This window comes from Flavobacterium sp., from assembly GCF_004295795.1.
Taxonomy (GTDB): Bacteria; Bacteroidota; Bacteroidia; order Flavobacteriales; family Flavobacteriaceae; genus Flavobacterium.
Genome location: NZ_SEBR01000002.1, coordinates 172412 through 189134 on the forward strand (window position 1 = coordinate 172412; position 16723 = coordinate 189134).

The window sequence follows — 16723 nt, forward strand, 5'->3', positions numbered from 1 at the left end:
GTGTTAAATTTTATTTAAATTTGAACCGTTGTCATTTTTGAAAACTGTGGTAAGATTTCTTACATAAAAGATTTTAACCAACTGATTATAAAGTTAAAATACTACCGTTCGTCGAGGAAACCAGAGAGTTGGTCGATAAAGTGCGGTTTTTAAGAGTTGTCCACATTTGAAATTCGAAGTTTAGTGTAAATTTATCCGCTTATCTATTACATTAAGGTTAATTCATTAAGAATTCTTGCGGTGAGTTGCGTAAATGTGTCGGTAAGCTAAGGATTTTTCTAAAAAATACCACAAACCCTAAAACGCCCAACATGATAAAAACATTCCCCCAAACTGGAGTGCCTGTTTCTATGGCATTTCGCAAGTTTTTATTTTTTGCCGCTCTTTTTACTTTTTGCTTCGGATTTACTGGCTATGGTCAGGTTGCATCGAATTATACTGCTTCGGCTGCGGCTTATCCAGGTGGTGCCGCTATGACCCTTTTGAATGAAAGCACAAAAACACAACTAATTTCAGGTATCTGGGATAACGCTGTTGTTGCTACGCCAATTGGATTTACATTTAATTTTAATGGTGTCAACTACACTGACGTAAATGTGTCTGCTAACGGGTTTGTGACGTTTGGAGCGACTCTGCCATCAGTGGGAAATTCCGCACCTCTATCATCGACTGAGGCATATGCTGGCGCAATATCAGCCTTTGGTTATAATTGGGCTGTATACGCCAATGCTCCAGGTTTACCTGCGCCTCAAGCCAACTCTGTCGGAAAAGAGTTGTCAGGTGCTCCTGGTTCTCGTATTCTGAAAATAGAGTGGAGAAATGTCCGTCGAAATGACGCAACCAATACTACAGATTATTTCGATTTTCAAATTTGGCTTTATGAAGGGACGAATTTAATAGAAGTTCGTTTCAATACTCAAGCAAATAATGTTGCAAATAACCTGAATTTGGCTCAGTTAGGCTTAAGAGGAAATACTAATGCTGATTTTAACAATTACTCTCACCCAAGTGGGCTATGGACAATTCCAACATTAGTCAACAACGGTGCGAACACCAATGTTAGTGCAATGATTGTTCGTACAGGTTCGATCAGAATCGCCAACACCTCCCCAAGAATCTTCACATGGACGCCGGCAGGCTGTTTGACGCCATCAACTCTAGCGGTTACTCCAGGTTCCACAACCGGAAACGGCGCGCAAATCACTTGGACGGGAACATCACCTGCGCCGTCAAATGGCTACCAATATTACTATAGTACGAGTGCTGCAACTCCTGGTTCATCGGCAACTCCAACATACGCAGCTGCGACGAACGGCGCGACAATTACTACAATGAACGGTGGAACGAGCTATTACGTTTGGGTAAGATCGAACTGCGGCGGAAGCTTCAGCCCTTGGGTAGGACCGGTCAACATCAATACGCTTTGCAGTCCGTTGAACGAAGAATATTTCAACTACTTCGATCAAGGCGATCCTACATATCCTTACACGGCTCCGGCCATCCAGCCTTGCCATTCCATTCAAAACGTTGGTGCCGGATCAAACTGGTATACAGCTGCGATCGGTTCGCCTGTCGATGGCTTTGCAGACGAACACTTGGAGTACAACGCCAACTCTCAACCTGCAAACGCTTGGTTCTATTCGCAAGGTGTGAACCTGATTGCGGGTAAAACATACCAATTGTCTTACCTGTATGGAGGTTCGACGAACTTCTCATTCCTTACGAACAGGCTTGAAGTCAAACTCGGAACCGCTCCTTACAATACTTTCATGACCCAGGCGCTTGACGATCATCCGAACATCAAGCACGGCGCGATAATGAACTACGTCAACTTTACCGTGGCGACTACGGGAACTTACTATTTGGGTTATCATGCTTACTCGATCGCGAACCAAGGAAAGATTTTCCTGGACGACATACAGTTGGTGCCGGGACTTTGTATTCAACCCGCGGCTGCTACAGTTACCGCACTTTCTGCTACGGCAGCGAGTTTGACCTGGTCCGCTCCAACGCCGGCTCCGGCAGGCGGATATGCTTACTATGTGTCAACTTCGCCGACAACCCCAACAAACAACACAACTCCTACAGGATATACAAGCGCGGGAACTACATTGGTAAACCTCGCCGGATTGACTGGTGGAACGGCTTACTATTTCTGGGTTAGAGGAAATTGTACTGCGGGTGATTTCAGTATGTGGTCGCCGGTCACGAATTTCAACACTCCGGTTTTGCCGCCGTACTGTTTTCCTACGACAAGTCAAAGTCCGCAAGCTTATATCAGCAACGTGACTATCACGAATGCTGTTCAGAACATCAACAATTCTTCTGCATGGACTTCGCCAGGACACGCCGATTATACGGCACAGACAGTTATAGAAGCCCAAGGTGGAAATTTCAACTTTTCTGTCGGACTTGACGACGGAACTGCCCCGGCAGGTGTCAACCTTGGTGTCGGTGTCGCTATTTTCGTCGACTGGAACAATGACGGGGATTTCGTCGATGCCGGAGAAAAAGTGTTCAACACCACCGGTTATACTGCCAGCAACCAAGGTACGGTAACTGGTTTGATCACGGTTCCTGCGGGAACGACCCTCGGCGTAAAACGCATGCGTGTCGTCATCGATTACCTGAATACAAACCCGAACTCTTGTTCCTTCTCAGGAGCGGGTGAGTTGGAAGACTACAGTTTGAAAGTCGTTACTGCGCCGCCAACTCTGGCTTTGGACATCACGACTTCAACCCAATGTGCCGGAGCGCTTAGCCCGACGGTTCACATCACCCAAGGATTGGGAAGTTACAATACTTTCACTTGGACGCCAGCTGCCGGAGTTTCAGGAAGTCCAGCAGCCGGATACACTTTCAACAACGGATCAACGGTTACTTATACCTTGACCGCTACGCAAACAAGTGGCGATTTCAGCGTAAACACTGCTCAGTACACTTATGTGGCGAATCCGCTTCCAACGCCAATCACGATTACTCCAACACCTTCTACTGCTACACTTTGCCAAGGTGGAAGTGCGGTTCAACTAACTGCGACAGGCGGTGTTGTTTCAGGATTGCCTATCCTTTCGGAAAACTTCAACGCCGGTGCGCCAGGTTGGACAACTGTCAATAGCGCAAGCGTAGGAGGAAATACTGCCGCTTCGGCTTGGATGATAAGACCTGACGGATATGTGCCTGCGGGTACTTGGTTCGGTACGACTTTTCACAGTAATGACGCTTCTTCTTTTATGTTGTCTGATTCGGATGCTCAAGGCATTGGTTCGACAACGAACGTTGAATTGATTTCGCCTGTCTTCAGTCTTGGCGGATACACGGCTGCGTCTTTGAGCTTCTGGCACTTCTATCAACAATGGACAACAAGTAATGCAAGGGTCGAGATTTCGACCGATGGTGGTACGACTTATGCTTTGCTTGGAGGATTGACCTATAACTCAAATCAAGGTGCGGCTTCTGGTTTTGTTCAGGTGCAACGCGATTTGGCGGCTTATTTAGGACAGACCAACCTCAGAATAAAATTTAAGTATGTAGCGCCTTGGGGCTGGGCTTGGGGAATAGACAACTTCCTGGTCTCAGGAAACGCGACATCTGCCATTACCTGGTCGCCAGTTGCAGGACTTTACACCGACTTGGCACATACGACACCGTACGTTGCAGGCGCTGGAACCACAACGGTTTACGCCTGGCCAACGGCTACTACGACTTACACCGCAAGTGCAAGTACACCATCGCCTTCAATCTGTTCCACTACTACAACTCAGGCCATTACGGTAACGCCTATCGTTGCGGGAACAATCAGCGCAGATCAAACCGTTTGTACAGGAACGATCACAGCCCTTACCCTTACCGGACAAAGCGGCACGGTTGCTACATGGCAATCTTCTGCAGACTCGGCTTTTACTACGCCGACGAACATCGCGGGATCTGGAGGTTTGAACACGCTGACTTCAGCTGTGCTCGGACCAGTCAATACGACGACTTACATCCGCGCTCAAATCACCAACGGAAGCTGTATTTCTTACACGAACACGGTGATATTGTCGGTGACCAGTACAACCTGGAACGGATCAACTTGGAGCAACGGTTTGCCAACGGCGACCAAGCGCGTAATCTTCGCCGGAAATTACACTTCGTCGGGCAACGTCAGCGCTTGTAGCGTGGCGGTCACGTCGGGTAACGTAAACATTCAGCCGGGTCATTCAATGATCGTGGAAAATGCAGTGAACGTAACCGGCGGGCAATTGATCTTCAACAACAATTCAAGCTTGGTGCAAATCAACAATGCGGCGGTGAATTCGGGAGTAATCACTTACATCCGCACGACGACTCCGATGAAAAAATACGATTATACTTATTGGTCGTCTCCGTTGTACAACATTCCGCTTTCTGACATCTGTCCGGATACACGCGTCGACAAATACCACGAGTTCAATGTTTCTACAGGCTACTTCGTGACTGTTCCGAACACTACGATCGCGACTCCGGGACGCGGTTACATCATGAGAGCTCCGGATACTTACACGTCGATCGCCACTCCGTATACATCAGTAATGACGATGGGTTATGCGAATAACGGAATCATCAATTATCCTGTGGCGCTATCGGCTCCGGCCACGAACCTGAATTTGTTGGGTAACCCGTATCCGTCGGCTCTAGATGCAGACTTGTTCCTGTCGAACCCGACAAACGCGGCCTTGTTGAACGGAACGATCTATTTCTGGACACACAACACGCCAATCACGGCTCAGGTCTACAACAATAACGACTACGCTTCTTACAACTTGCTTGGAGGAACGGCTGCGGCCAATTCCGGTGACGGAAACAACAATCCGCCTACCAAGAATATTGCGTCTGCCAATGCTTTCTTTGCAACGGCTACCGCAAACGGGAACGTCGTATTCAACAACAGCATGCGTCTTGCGGGCTCGAACGACAACTTCTTCAGACCTGCTGCCGAGCGCTCTTCAATGGATGCGGCTCCGGTTGAAAAGCACCGTATCTGGCTCAACATGGTCGGAGGTGCGAATGCGTTCAAACAGGCGCTTGTCGGATACGTGACAAATGCGACTACGGGAATAGACCGCGATTTTGACGGAGGTGTGATCGAGTCCATGAACTCCATCAGCTTCTACTCTTTGGTCGAGGCCAATAAGTTGACGATTCAAGGGCGTCCGCTTCCTTTCGACAGCAACGATCAGGTTCCGATGGGTTACCGAGCCAATGTGGCCGGAACTTATACGATCTCGATCCAGACGACAGACGGGATTTTCGCCGATGACAGCCAGAACATCTACCTGGAAGACTTGGCTCAAGGAACTATCCACAACCTAAAAACAGGTTCATACAGTTTCGCTACCACAGCCGGAACTTTCGATACAAGATTCGTTTTGAGATATACGACACAAGCGCTTCAAACGCCAGATCACGTATTCAATGAGAATTCGGTAATCGTTTACAAAAACAGCGACGTAATCTACGTGAACAGCGGAAACGCGACGATGGATAACGTGAAGATTTTCGATACTCGCGGCCGTTTGGTCTATGAGAAGAAAAATGTTTCCGACAATCAGACGCAGATCGCTCATCTTGGAGCGGCCAATCAAGTCTTGATCGTTCAGGTGACATCGGTTGACCAGAAAGTGGTCAGTAAAAAGATTGTGTTCTGATAACGGAACAAAGACATTGTCCGACAGACGGGTTAGGGACCGTCTGTCGGATTTATACCACAAAGATTCTTCTAATCCCCTGAAACATTTCCATTGACATAGACAGATTCCTCTCCACTAATAAAAGCAGTCCAAATCCGGACGGCTTTTTCGTGCGCTTACACTTTAGCGCCATCAACTGAATTATCGATTTTATTTTAACCAATTTATTTTTTATGATGTTAAACTACAATGCTTCCGATCGGGCAACGAGTGCTCGGGCCGGAAAAAGTGTGGAAGATGTCGGCGGCCCTCCGCTGTGGCATTCTTCCAGAGTCATGAAGTCATGGCTTTTTAGTTTGGTGATCGCGGTTTTTTGCCTTGCGCAGAATTCGGCTTTTGCTCAGGTGTCCGGGTACACTTTTTCGTCGTCATCGTCTACGTATACGCCAATTACTGGCGGTACAAACACGGCTTCGACGTCTGCACTTGCACTGGATGACAATGTCTATTCGGCTTTGCCGATTGGGTTTACGTTCAATTATTCGGGCACAGATTACACAACTTTTGGTATAAACGCCAACGGTTGGATCTCAATGGGGTCGACTGCGCCGGTTTCGTCTACAACGCCAATCAGCTCGGGTTCGACAAATAATGTCATCTCTGCATTTGGTGTCGATTTGATTGCAAGACAGCATTTCGTCGTAAACCGCACAAGCGGCAGTCCGACTTTGACTGTTACAGCCGGTAATACGGCCAACCTTGCGATCGGTGCGACTTTAAGCGGAACAGGAATCGCTTCGGGCGCTACCGTAACTGCTGTAACTGCAACGACTATCACAATGTCGGCCAATGCGTCTTCGGCTGGAACAGGTTCGCATTTGCGTGCTTGGGAAAGTGACTACGGGATTCGTTACCAAACGACCGGAACTGCCCCTAACCGCAAATTGGTTGTGCAGTTTACCGGATTTTCGCGATACACGACTTCACTTGCTTATGGAGACGAGATGAATTTTCAGATCGTTCTTAATGAGACTTCTAATGCTATCAATTTAGTTTACAGTTGGCCAACGCCGAGCAGTACTACTTCAACAGGTGGAGAAGTTGGTCTAAGAGGTTCGTCAACTTCTGCTTTCAATAATAGAACCACCACGACTTCTTGGGCATCGACAACTGCCGGAACTACTAATTCGGCAACGATTCCAATTTCGAGTACGGTTGCTCCGGCTAATGGCCTTACGTACTCTTTTACACCACCTTCATGTGCCGCACCCGTTGTCATAACGGCATCGGCTACGACTCCAACGACATCAACGATAAGTTGGTCTGCAGCGAATCCTGTCCCATCTTCTGGCTATGAGTATGAAGTTCGTACTTCCGGAGCTGCGGGATCGGGTGCAACAGGTTTGTCAGCAAGTGGCGCTACGACTTCTCTTACTGCGAACGTCACTGGTTTGACACCAGGTGCGACACATTCCATTTATGTGCGTTCGGTTTGTGGAACAGGCGTCTACAGCGGATGGTCTGCTGCAACTACATTCGTGGCGCCGTGCGCAAGCATCACTTCTTTGCCATGGAATGAAAACTTTGATGCCATGTCAACTATCGGGAATGGCGTTTTGCCATCTTGTTGGGTAACGCAAGGAGGCCTTTCGAGTTCATACATGCATACTACTCAGAATGCGGCCTCCCAGACCTATAATGATCCGCGTTCGACTCCGAACTACGTGACCATTTACTATCCATCGACAACTGCATACTTGTGGAGTCCGCCTTTCCAATTGACAGCGGGCACAAGCTATGATTTCTCGTTTTATTGGGTCGGAGACGGAACTTCTGGTTGGGTTGGCGATGTGCTGGTAAATTCGGCGACGTCGGCTACGGGGGCGACTGCTTTGGGAAGCTCATTCGTTGCGGCCGCTGCTACCACAACGTCAACTTACGCAAAAACAACAAGAACGTTTGTTCCGGGAACTACGGGGACTTACTATTTTGCGATACGATCTTTGGCGTCGTCGTCAGCGCCATACTACATGGGATTCGATGATTTTAACTTAAAATTGTCCCCAACCTGCATTGAACCGACAGCGTTGACTTCTTCTGCAGTGACAAATAATGGCGCCACTATTTCCTGGACGGCTCCTACTTCGGCTCCGGCCAATGGATATGAGTATTATTACGCTACAACAAATGCTGAACCTTCTGTTTCTGCGACTCCTTCAGGATCGACAGCGGCTGGGGTAACTTCGGCATCGCTGGGTAGCTTGAACGCCAATACGACTTACTACTACTGGGTGAGAAGCGTTTGCTCTACATCTGATAAGTCGATTTGGACTGTCGTATCATCATTTACCACGCTTTGCAATCCTTTGACTGCATTCAACGAGAACTTCGATACACAGACAACTCCTAACTTGCCATCTTGCTGGAGTAAAATCATTAGAGGTACGAGCTCCAGCTTGCAGTATGTAACTGTAGGAACGAGTACTTCTCCGGTTGCGTCGGCTCCAAACGCGGTTGGACTTTACAATTCAGGAACCGGAGCTACAGAAGATATCATCTTGGTATCTCCTTACGTGTCCAACCTCGCTGCCGGCACTCACCGTTTGCGTTTCAAGGCGATATGTTCGACGGCATCTCAGGATATTATCGTCGGAACTCTTGATACATCTGGTGCATCGGCAGTGTTTACGCCTTTGCAGACAGTCGATGTTACTGCCTCTTGGCAGGAATTTATCGTTCCTTTCAACGGCTATACAGGTACTAATAAGTTTATCGCGCTTAAACGCGTCAATACTTCAACTTATACAACTGTGTACGTTGACGATGTTGTTTGGGAGCTTACGCCTACTTGTTATCCGCCAACGGCAGTTACTACAAGTAATATGACCACTACAGGTGTAACATTGAACTGGACTGCTCCTTCGCAGGGAAGTCCTGCAACGTACTTCTATGAAGTTCGCTCGTCTGGCGCCGCCGGTTCAGGAGCGACGGGTCTTGTTGCTTCTGGAAACGTCAATGCGCCAGCCCTTACGGCTACTGCCAACGGATTGTCTGCGAATACTTCTTACAGTGTTTACATCAGAACTTTCTGTGGAGGTACGGATTATTCAGCTTGGTCGACAGCGATGACTTTCACGACACCATGTGCGAGTTTGGACTTGCCTTATGCTGAAAACTTCGAGTCTGTTACGGTTCCGGCTTTGCCAACTTGTACGACTGTTCAGAATGTTGGAACAGGTAATGCTTGGGTAACAGCTTCGCCTGCAGCCTACGGTTTCACCTCGAAAGCGCTTCGTTACTCTTGGAACACTTCGAATGCAGCCAATGTTTGGTGGTACACGAGAGGCTTGAACCTGACTGCTGGCGTAAGCTATACGATCTCTTACAAGTACGGATCCTCGAGTACAACTTACGTTGAGAAACTTAAAGTTGCTTACGGAAACTCTCCTGTTGCATCTGCAATGACAAACGTCATAGGTGATTATCCGAACCTCAACACTGCTACGCCATCTACTGCTTCTGTGGTATTTGTGCCTCAGACATCAGGGGTTTTCTACTTCGGATTCCAAGCCTATTCGGCTGCGAACCAGTTTTATCTGATCGTTGATGATATTTCTGTAATCGTTACGCCTCCTACAATCACTTCTTTCGCTCCGACGGCTGTCTGTAATGGCGGAAGTGTGGCCGAGCGCACTGTCATGATCACTGGAACGCATTTCACGGGAGCGACAGCTGTTTCTTTCAACGGAACTGCCGCTGCTTCTTTTGTAGTGAATAGCGATACTCAGATCTCTGCGGTTGTTCCGGTAAATGCCACTACAGGAACGATCGTTGTTTCTTCGGCCGTTGCTTCTGGAACAAGTTCTGCGTCTTTGACAGTAGGAGTGACTCCTTCGGTAAATCCTATCCAAAACGGAAACGCTACACTTTGCGTGCAAGGAACTGTTCAAATGAGCAATACTTCTCCAGGCGGTGTGTGGGCTTCGTCTAATACTGCAGTTGCTACTGTAACCCAAGACGGGCTTGTTACTGCTACTGGTGCTGGAACTGCCACGATCACTTACTCAGTAACTGATTTGGGATGTACAGGCCACGCCGATACTACTGTAACGGTAAATGCACCTATCACTTCAACCAATCCAACTACACAAACTGTAGTTACGGGAAGCAATACTAGTTTCTCTGTAACGGCTTCTGGCGCTATTACAGGTTATCAGTGGATGGTTTCTACAGATGGTGGAGACGTGTTCGAAAATGTTGTTGACGGTGCGCCATATTCTGGAGCAACTACAAACACATTGACAATCACAAACACTCCGGACACTTTTAACGAGAACATGTATATGGTAGTTATTTCGGCTGCAGCTCCTTGCGCGGCTTTCGAATCTGCCGCAGCTACATTGAATGTTGGAGACACTGGAATCACACAAGATCCGGCAGGTGTAACACTTTGTACTTCAGGTAATGGTCAGGCTGTATTTACAGTTGTTCCATCTGGAACGGTGACTTCTTACACTTGGCAAGTTGACTCAGGACTTGGTTACGTGACTATCGCTAACGGAGCTTCTGGAAACTTGACATACTCAGGCGCAACCACAGCTCAATTGACTGTCGACGGAATCAATTTCAGCAACAGCGGTTTGAACTTCCGCGTTATCGTTACTGGTCCGGCCAATGGAGCGACTTCGAACCCAGCTAGCTTGACAGTTAACCAAGGTATTGCAATCAACACGCAACCGGCTGGTTCATCTACTTGCTATTCTTCAGGAAGCACGACTTTCTCTGTTGATGCATCTGGCGGCGTCGCTAGCTATCAGTGGCAATATTCTGCAAACGGAATTACGTTCAGCAATGTCGTGAACGGAACACCTGCAGGAGCGACTTACACTAACGCTACTACGGCTACTTTGACAGTTGCTACAACTGCGAGTACTCCGGCTGCTGGTACTTATTTCTACCGCGCGGTTATCGGGGCGAACGCTCCTTGTGCTGCTGTTACTTCTGATGCAGCCCAATTGACGATTTTCACGCCTCAGTTCACATCTCAGCCAGCAGCTGCGACAGTACTGGCGGCTAATGGTGGAAGTGCTGTCTTTACTGCGGCTACATCGGCTCCGGCTCCAACTTATCAGTGGGTTTATGCAACAACTGCCGGTGGAACTTATTCTCCTGTAGTAAACGGAACGCCTGCCGGTGTTTCTTACTCTGGAGCAGATTCAGCTTCCCTAACGGTAAATGCTACAAGCGCTGCCGCCCCAAGCACTGCGCGTTACTACAAGGTAATCGTTACTTCTGGAGGTTGTAGCGTAACTTCGAATTCGGCTCAGTTGACTATCAGGAATTATTGTATTCCTGCTATGACTACTGTATCGGCTTCCGGAGATTACATCAACAACTTTAACTTCGCCAACATCGCCAACAATAACTCTGGAGATACAGCTACTGATTATACGTATTACAGCAACCTTACGGCGAATGTTTACGCAGGTCAATCTTATCCGGTGTCATTGACTGCTGGCGGAACGACTTCTATCGGTGCGCAACAGTTCAGGGTGTGGATCGACTTTAACCAAGACGGTGATTTTGAAGATGCAGGTGAAAGCGTATTTGCTACGACTACTGCAACTTTTGCACCTACAAATGCTACTGGAACTATTGCAATCCCTGCGTTTTCAGCCAATGTGCTTCAAGGTGTGACGCGTATGCGTGTAGCATCGAGATACAACACTGTTGTTGGAGCTACTGCATATTGTACAGGCCAATCTGCGTATGGTGAGTACGAAGACTACAATGTCAACATTCAGGCTGTTCCGGCATGTTCGGGAACTCCTGTTGCCGGCACTGTTTCAGCTTCGGTTTCATCAATCTGCCAATCGGGAACGTCAATTTTGACGGCTACTGGTTTCACGACTCCTGATGCCGGAATTTCATTCCAGTGGTATAACACTGCGACAGGATTGATTGCTGGCGCTACTAACGCTACTTTCACGACTCCTACTTTGACTGCAAGTGCGTCTTATTTCGTTCGTGTGACTTGTGCTAATTCTGGTCTTTCATCTGATTCAAACACTGTGAATATCACTGTGACGAATCCAGTTGTTGAAGCTACGACTCCAGGAGTAAGATGTGGAGCCGGAACGGTTCTGCTTTCTGCTACGCCTTCTGCCGGAACTTCTTTGGCTTGGTATGCTGCACAAACAGGAGGAACTGCTCTTGCCTTCGGGAACACTTTCACGACGCCTTCCATCTCGACTACGACGAATTACTACGTCGCTGCCCAAGCTATGGGCGCCGGAATCGCATCGATTGGTGCTGGTGCTACAACAGGGACAGGCGCTCCTTACGACTTCGCGAACGGAACTTACGGAGGTGTTAAATCTCAATATTTGTTTACCGCTGCAGAATTGTCTGCCGCTGGTTTGCGTCCGGGAACTTTGTCTTCCATCGCTTTCGAATTTACTACCGTAGGTTCTGCGCTTCAAGGTTTGACTGTTCAGATGGGTAACACGTCTTTGACAAATTTCCCTTCACCGGCGAACATCCAAGGCGGATTGTCTACTGTCGTAAACAGCGTTACATTCACTCCAGCCGTGGGTGTAAACATGTTGAACTTCAACAACAACTTTACTTGGGATGGAACTTCCAACGTGATCGTTTCCGTAAGTTGGAGTAACAACAACACAGTTAATACCAGTGCTACCATCAAGTATGACACAACTACAGGAAACCGTAGCCAGTCGTACCGTCAGGATAACGTAACGTCCGCTACTATGCTTGCGTTTACTGGTGCTACTGCAGGTGCAGGAGGCACATCAATTTTCGATGTTGGCGCTACGCGTGCTAAAATCGCATTTGGAGCTTCTAATGTGGTAACTTGTATTAGTTCGCGCACAGTTGTGGCAGCTACGGTAAACACCGCTCCGGCATTGACAATAAGCAGCTCTTCAGCTACGCTTTGTTCCGGTACGTCGTCATCATTGGTGACACTTACGTCTCCAATTGCGAATTATGACAACTATGTTTGGACGCCAGCTACAGGTGTAACAGGAAATACAACTAGTGGTTGGACATTCAACCCTTCAGTTTCTACCGCTTACACTTTGACGGCTACTCAAACTGGTGGTTCTCAGTGTGCCAATTCAGCCACTTTCACTGTGACTGTCAATGCGGCTCCTGCTGATCCAGTGATCACTCCAGCAAATACAACTGTTTGTGCGGGAGGTATTACGCCGCTTACTGTAGGTGTTTCAACAGCCGCAGCGACGGCTATTTTCGGAAACGGAACGACTTCGCCTTCTACGACAAGTTATCCTAATCCTTTGAGTGCTTATTACGGAGGTACGAAAACGCAAATCCTATTCACGGCATCGGAGCTTACGGCTCAAGGCTTGTCGGCCGGATCAGCGATTGGATCATTGAGTTTTGACGTCAGCGCGACTGCTACAGCAGGTACGCTTGCCAATTTCACGATCCGTATGGGTACTACTTCGGCTTCGGCTTTGACCGGAATCGTAGGTGGAACAACCGCGGTTTATGGACCTACGAACTTCACGCCATCGGCTACAGGTATCGTATCCTTTACGCTTGCGACTCCATATGTTTGGGATGGTACGTCTAACGTGATCGTAGAAACGGTCCACAATGCCGGAAACGGTGGAAATGGAACCGGAACGACAACCCGTACGACGACCACAACCGCGAATACTGTCTTCACGGTAGCGAAAGATAACGTCGCCAACGGGATTGCAGGTTTTGATGCAGAAGCAACTTATAGCATCAGTGCTGCAAGTGCGCTCAGACCAAACATGAGATTCGGACTTGTTCCAGCCACAGTTACTTGGGCTCCGACCACAGGTTTGTACACCGATTCGGCTGCTACAATCGCCTACACGGGAGGAAGCACGGGAACGGTTTATGCCAAACCTACGGCTTCTGCCACTTACACCGCTACTGTCAGTAATTTTGTCGGATGTTCCAAAACGAGCGCTCCGGCTACGATTACGGTCAACCAATTCTACAACTTCTATGCAGATGCAGACGGAGACGGATATGGTGTAGGTTCGCCAGTATCACTTTGTGCGGCCAGCGCTTCTGCTGCTCCAACAGGTTATGCTGTACTTGACGGGGATTGCGACGACACGATTGCTGCGATCAACCCAGGTCATGCCGAAGTTCCTTACAACGGAATCGATGACAACTGCAACGGAACCATTGACGAAGGAAGCCAGCTCTTGAGCCAGGTATTGCCTACGCAGTGCGGAACTACTTTGGCTTCAATCAGCTCGGTAATTGGTGCTGTAAGCTTTGGTGCTCCGGTTGACGGTTACCGCTTCAGAGTGGTTAACACAACTACAAACGCCGTTCAGGTTTTCAGTACAAACGTGCCACACTTCCAGTTGTCTCAATTGGCAGTTTACGACTATGCAACGACTTACTCCATTTCGGTAATGTTGCGTCGCAATGGCATCTGGTTGAACTACTACGGAACAAGCTGCCTGGTTTCAACACCGGCAATCCTTGATCCGGGAGGATCGGCTGCGGTCAATCCATCCCAGTGTGGAATCACTTTGTCAAGCATCAGCACATTGATCGCTACCACAAGTATCCCTAACGTATCAGCTTACCGCTTCCGCGTGACTAACCTCACAGATGGCACGGCGCCTTACGTAACTCAGGAACTTGAGCGCACTACGAACTGGTTCGCTTTGACGATGTTAACTCGTTTCAACTACGGAACACAGTATCAGGTTGAAGTTTCGGTTAAGACGAACGGTTCATGGTCCGGATACGGAGCGCCTTGTAACGTTTCTTCTCCAATCGTTCCAACACTTACAAACTGTGGAGCGACTATCGCCACAGCCGGAACATTGGTTACTACAACCAGCTTGAACCGCGCTTCGGCTTACCGTTTCGAGATCACCAACATGTCGACTTTCGTGCAAACGACTATCGACAGATCGAACAACTACTTCTCGTTTAACAACGTTCCTGGTTATACGCCGGGCACGGTTTACGCAGTACGCGTAGCGATCCAGACTTCAGGTTACTGGTCTCCATTTGGCGAGGCTTGTTCAGTGACGTCTCCGGGAGCTGCCAAAACTGTCGTGAAAGGTGAGGAGCAACAACAGCCGGCTATCGATTTCCGCGCAGTTGCTTATCCGAACCCTTACGTAGAAGGTTTTGCCATCGACATGGACACACCAAGTGCCGAAAAAGTACAGGTGAAAGTTTACGACATGGTAGGAAAACTACTTGAAGACCGCGAATATCCTGTTGATGTTATCGAAACTCAGCAGTTTGGTGAGCGTTATCCGTCGGGTGTTTACAACGTTGTTGTGACCCAAGCCGGATTCGTGAAAACACTTCGCGTGATCAAGCGCTAAGTAACTTCCGATTCTTTTTAAGAAACCCGTCTCAGCAATGAGGCGGGTTTTTTTTGGCTTCGTTGGTAAGAATTTGTTAAAAACGGTATGGAATAGTAACTAAGCTTATTACATTTATGCTGTCTCTACAAATTGATATGGGAGAGATACAGAGAGCCGATGGGATTTTGCCGTCGGCTTTTCTCGTTTTATACTTTCGTTTTTTTAGGTACAGATTTTTGGTTGGATTTTTTAGGAGCTTTTTCCGGCTGCCGGGCACTAGCTTTCTTGAAAAATCCGGTTTTTCTGGAGGTTGCAACGAGCTTCCTTCGGTCGCTGTTGCAACCTAAGAAAAATCGCGGTTTTTTCTGCGAAAGGCTAGTTGCCCGCATCCGGGCTAAGAGTGTCGTAAGACTATCTATCTTTTTTGTTAGTATTTCTGTGTTTACAGAAATTATCTCACTCTCGAAGTCGATTGAAAAAGCTGCGCTTTTTTTGGTGTTTGCGGCAGCTGCGCTGCCGGATGTTGTAGTTCGTCGCCTTCCGCAGGCCTTCTTTTACTTCATTGATTTTTATTGTTTTTTAAAGGATTGCTTCGCCAGTTCGCTACGCTCGGCTCAGTGAACCTCGTACCTCGGTTTGTCTGGCAACAAAAGAACCAAAAAGGCTCGCGGCACGACCGATTTTGGCGACCTGACGGCCTTGGAAATTCGGGAATTAAAGGAACTCGCGGGAAGGTTTTTGTGTAACGACCTCCTTTTTGGGTCGCTCAAACAGCCTTTCCTTTACTCCGCAAAGCTCCGTCAATTCGCGTTGCTCGGGTCAACGAATTTCCAATACGTCAGGTGCCCGCCAAAACGCTCAAATGCCGGACTAATTGGGAAGTGTTTATTGACATTTTTAACTTTGTTGAATCTTCGGGCCCGGAGATTTTTGTGAAACGACTTGCTATCTGCTCGGGCCTCGATTTCCTTCGCTGTCGCTTTGGAAAAATGCGTCTCCGAACACCAAATTTCCTCAATCGCCAGAATTGGTTCCATGACGTCTCACCGGAAACTTTTGGCGTTGAAAGCCCGTGCTTCGAAACAACCAAAGAACAAGTCAAAAAATGGTGGGAAGCCGCAGTTTCCTAAGACCTAACAAATCTCTGAGATTTGTTAGGTCTGGACCGAAGTTCGGGGAAAAAACCGGGATTTGGTTACAGATTTTCTTTAGAAAATGTTAAGGTTTTTGATCCTGAAAATTATTTCTAGCAAACTTAAGAACTCACGATTCTCTATCAACGCTAACCCATTTTCGCCGTTAGCAACATAGTTTTTTTTCTTATGGACAACTGGAAACTTCTATCTTCTAAAACCAGTGCTTCGAAACGTCCAAAAAGCCTGTCAAAAATCTGTCGCAAGCCGCAGTTTCCTAAGACCTAACAAATCTCGAAGATTTGTTAGGTTTGGGCGAAGTTCGGGGAAAAAATCGGGAGTTGATTATAGATTTTCTGTAGAAAATGTTAAGCTTTTTGAGCCGAATGGTTGTTTAGCGCAAACGTAAAAACCAAGGTTCCCAACCAAAGCCAACCGATTGTTTCCGTCAAAGACACACCTGTTTTTTGCTATGAAGCCGTTTTTAGCGACGCGAAGCAAGCTAAAAAGCAAATAAACACTTCCGATTAGTCCGCGGCCTAAGCACAAAACGCGGGCACCTGACGTCTTGAAA

Annotated in this window: 3 protein-coding genes; all 3 read left to right on the top strand. The window is 47.9% G+C overall.

Annotated features, from left to right (window positions below; translation table 11 throughout):
* The first annotated feature begins 1067 nt into the window (after nucleotides 1-1067).
* Nucleotides 1068-5669: a GEVED domain-containing protein gene (locus EOO49_RS01880; protein WP_290842185.1), complete on the top strand. Its 4602-nt coding sequence runs from the start codon at nucleotides 1068-1070 to the stop codon at nucleotides 5667-5669.
* Between the two features lie 317 nt (nucleotides 5670-5986).
* Nucleotides 5987-15034, top strand: coding sequence for a fibronectin type III domain-containing protein (locus EOO49_RS01885; protein ID WP_290842187.1), 9048 nt, complete (start codon nucleotides 5987-5989; stop codon nucleotides 15032-15034).
* Nucleotides 15035-15193: 159 nt separating this feature from the next.
* On the top strand, nucleotides 15194-15637 hold the full coding sequence (locus EOO49_RS01890; protein WP_290842189.1) for a hypothetical protein: 444 nt from the start codon (nucleotides 15194-15196) through the stop codon (nucleotides 15635-15637).
* The last annotated feature ends 1086 nt before the right edge of the window (nucleotides 15638-16723 follow it).

Bases quoted from the DNA above. Each gene is read 5' to 3' on its own strand.
- EOO49_RS01880 (WP_290842185.1), top strand. From the start codon at position 1,068: ATGATTGTTCGTACAGGTTCGATCAGAATCGCCAACACCTCCCCAAGA.
- EOO49_RS01885 (WP_290842187.1), top strand. From the start codon at position 5,987: ATGAAGTCATGGCTTTTTAGTTTGGTGATCGCGGTTTTTTGCCTTGCG.
- EOO49_RS01890 (WP_290842189.1), top strand. From the start codon at position 15,194: ATGGGATTTTGCCGTCGGCTTTTCTCGTTTTATACTTTCGTTTTTTTA.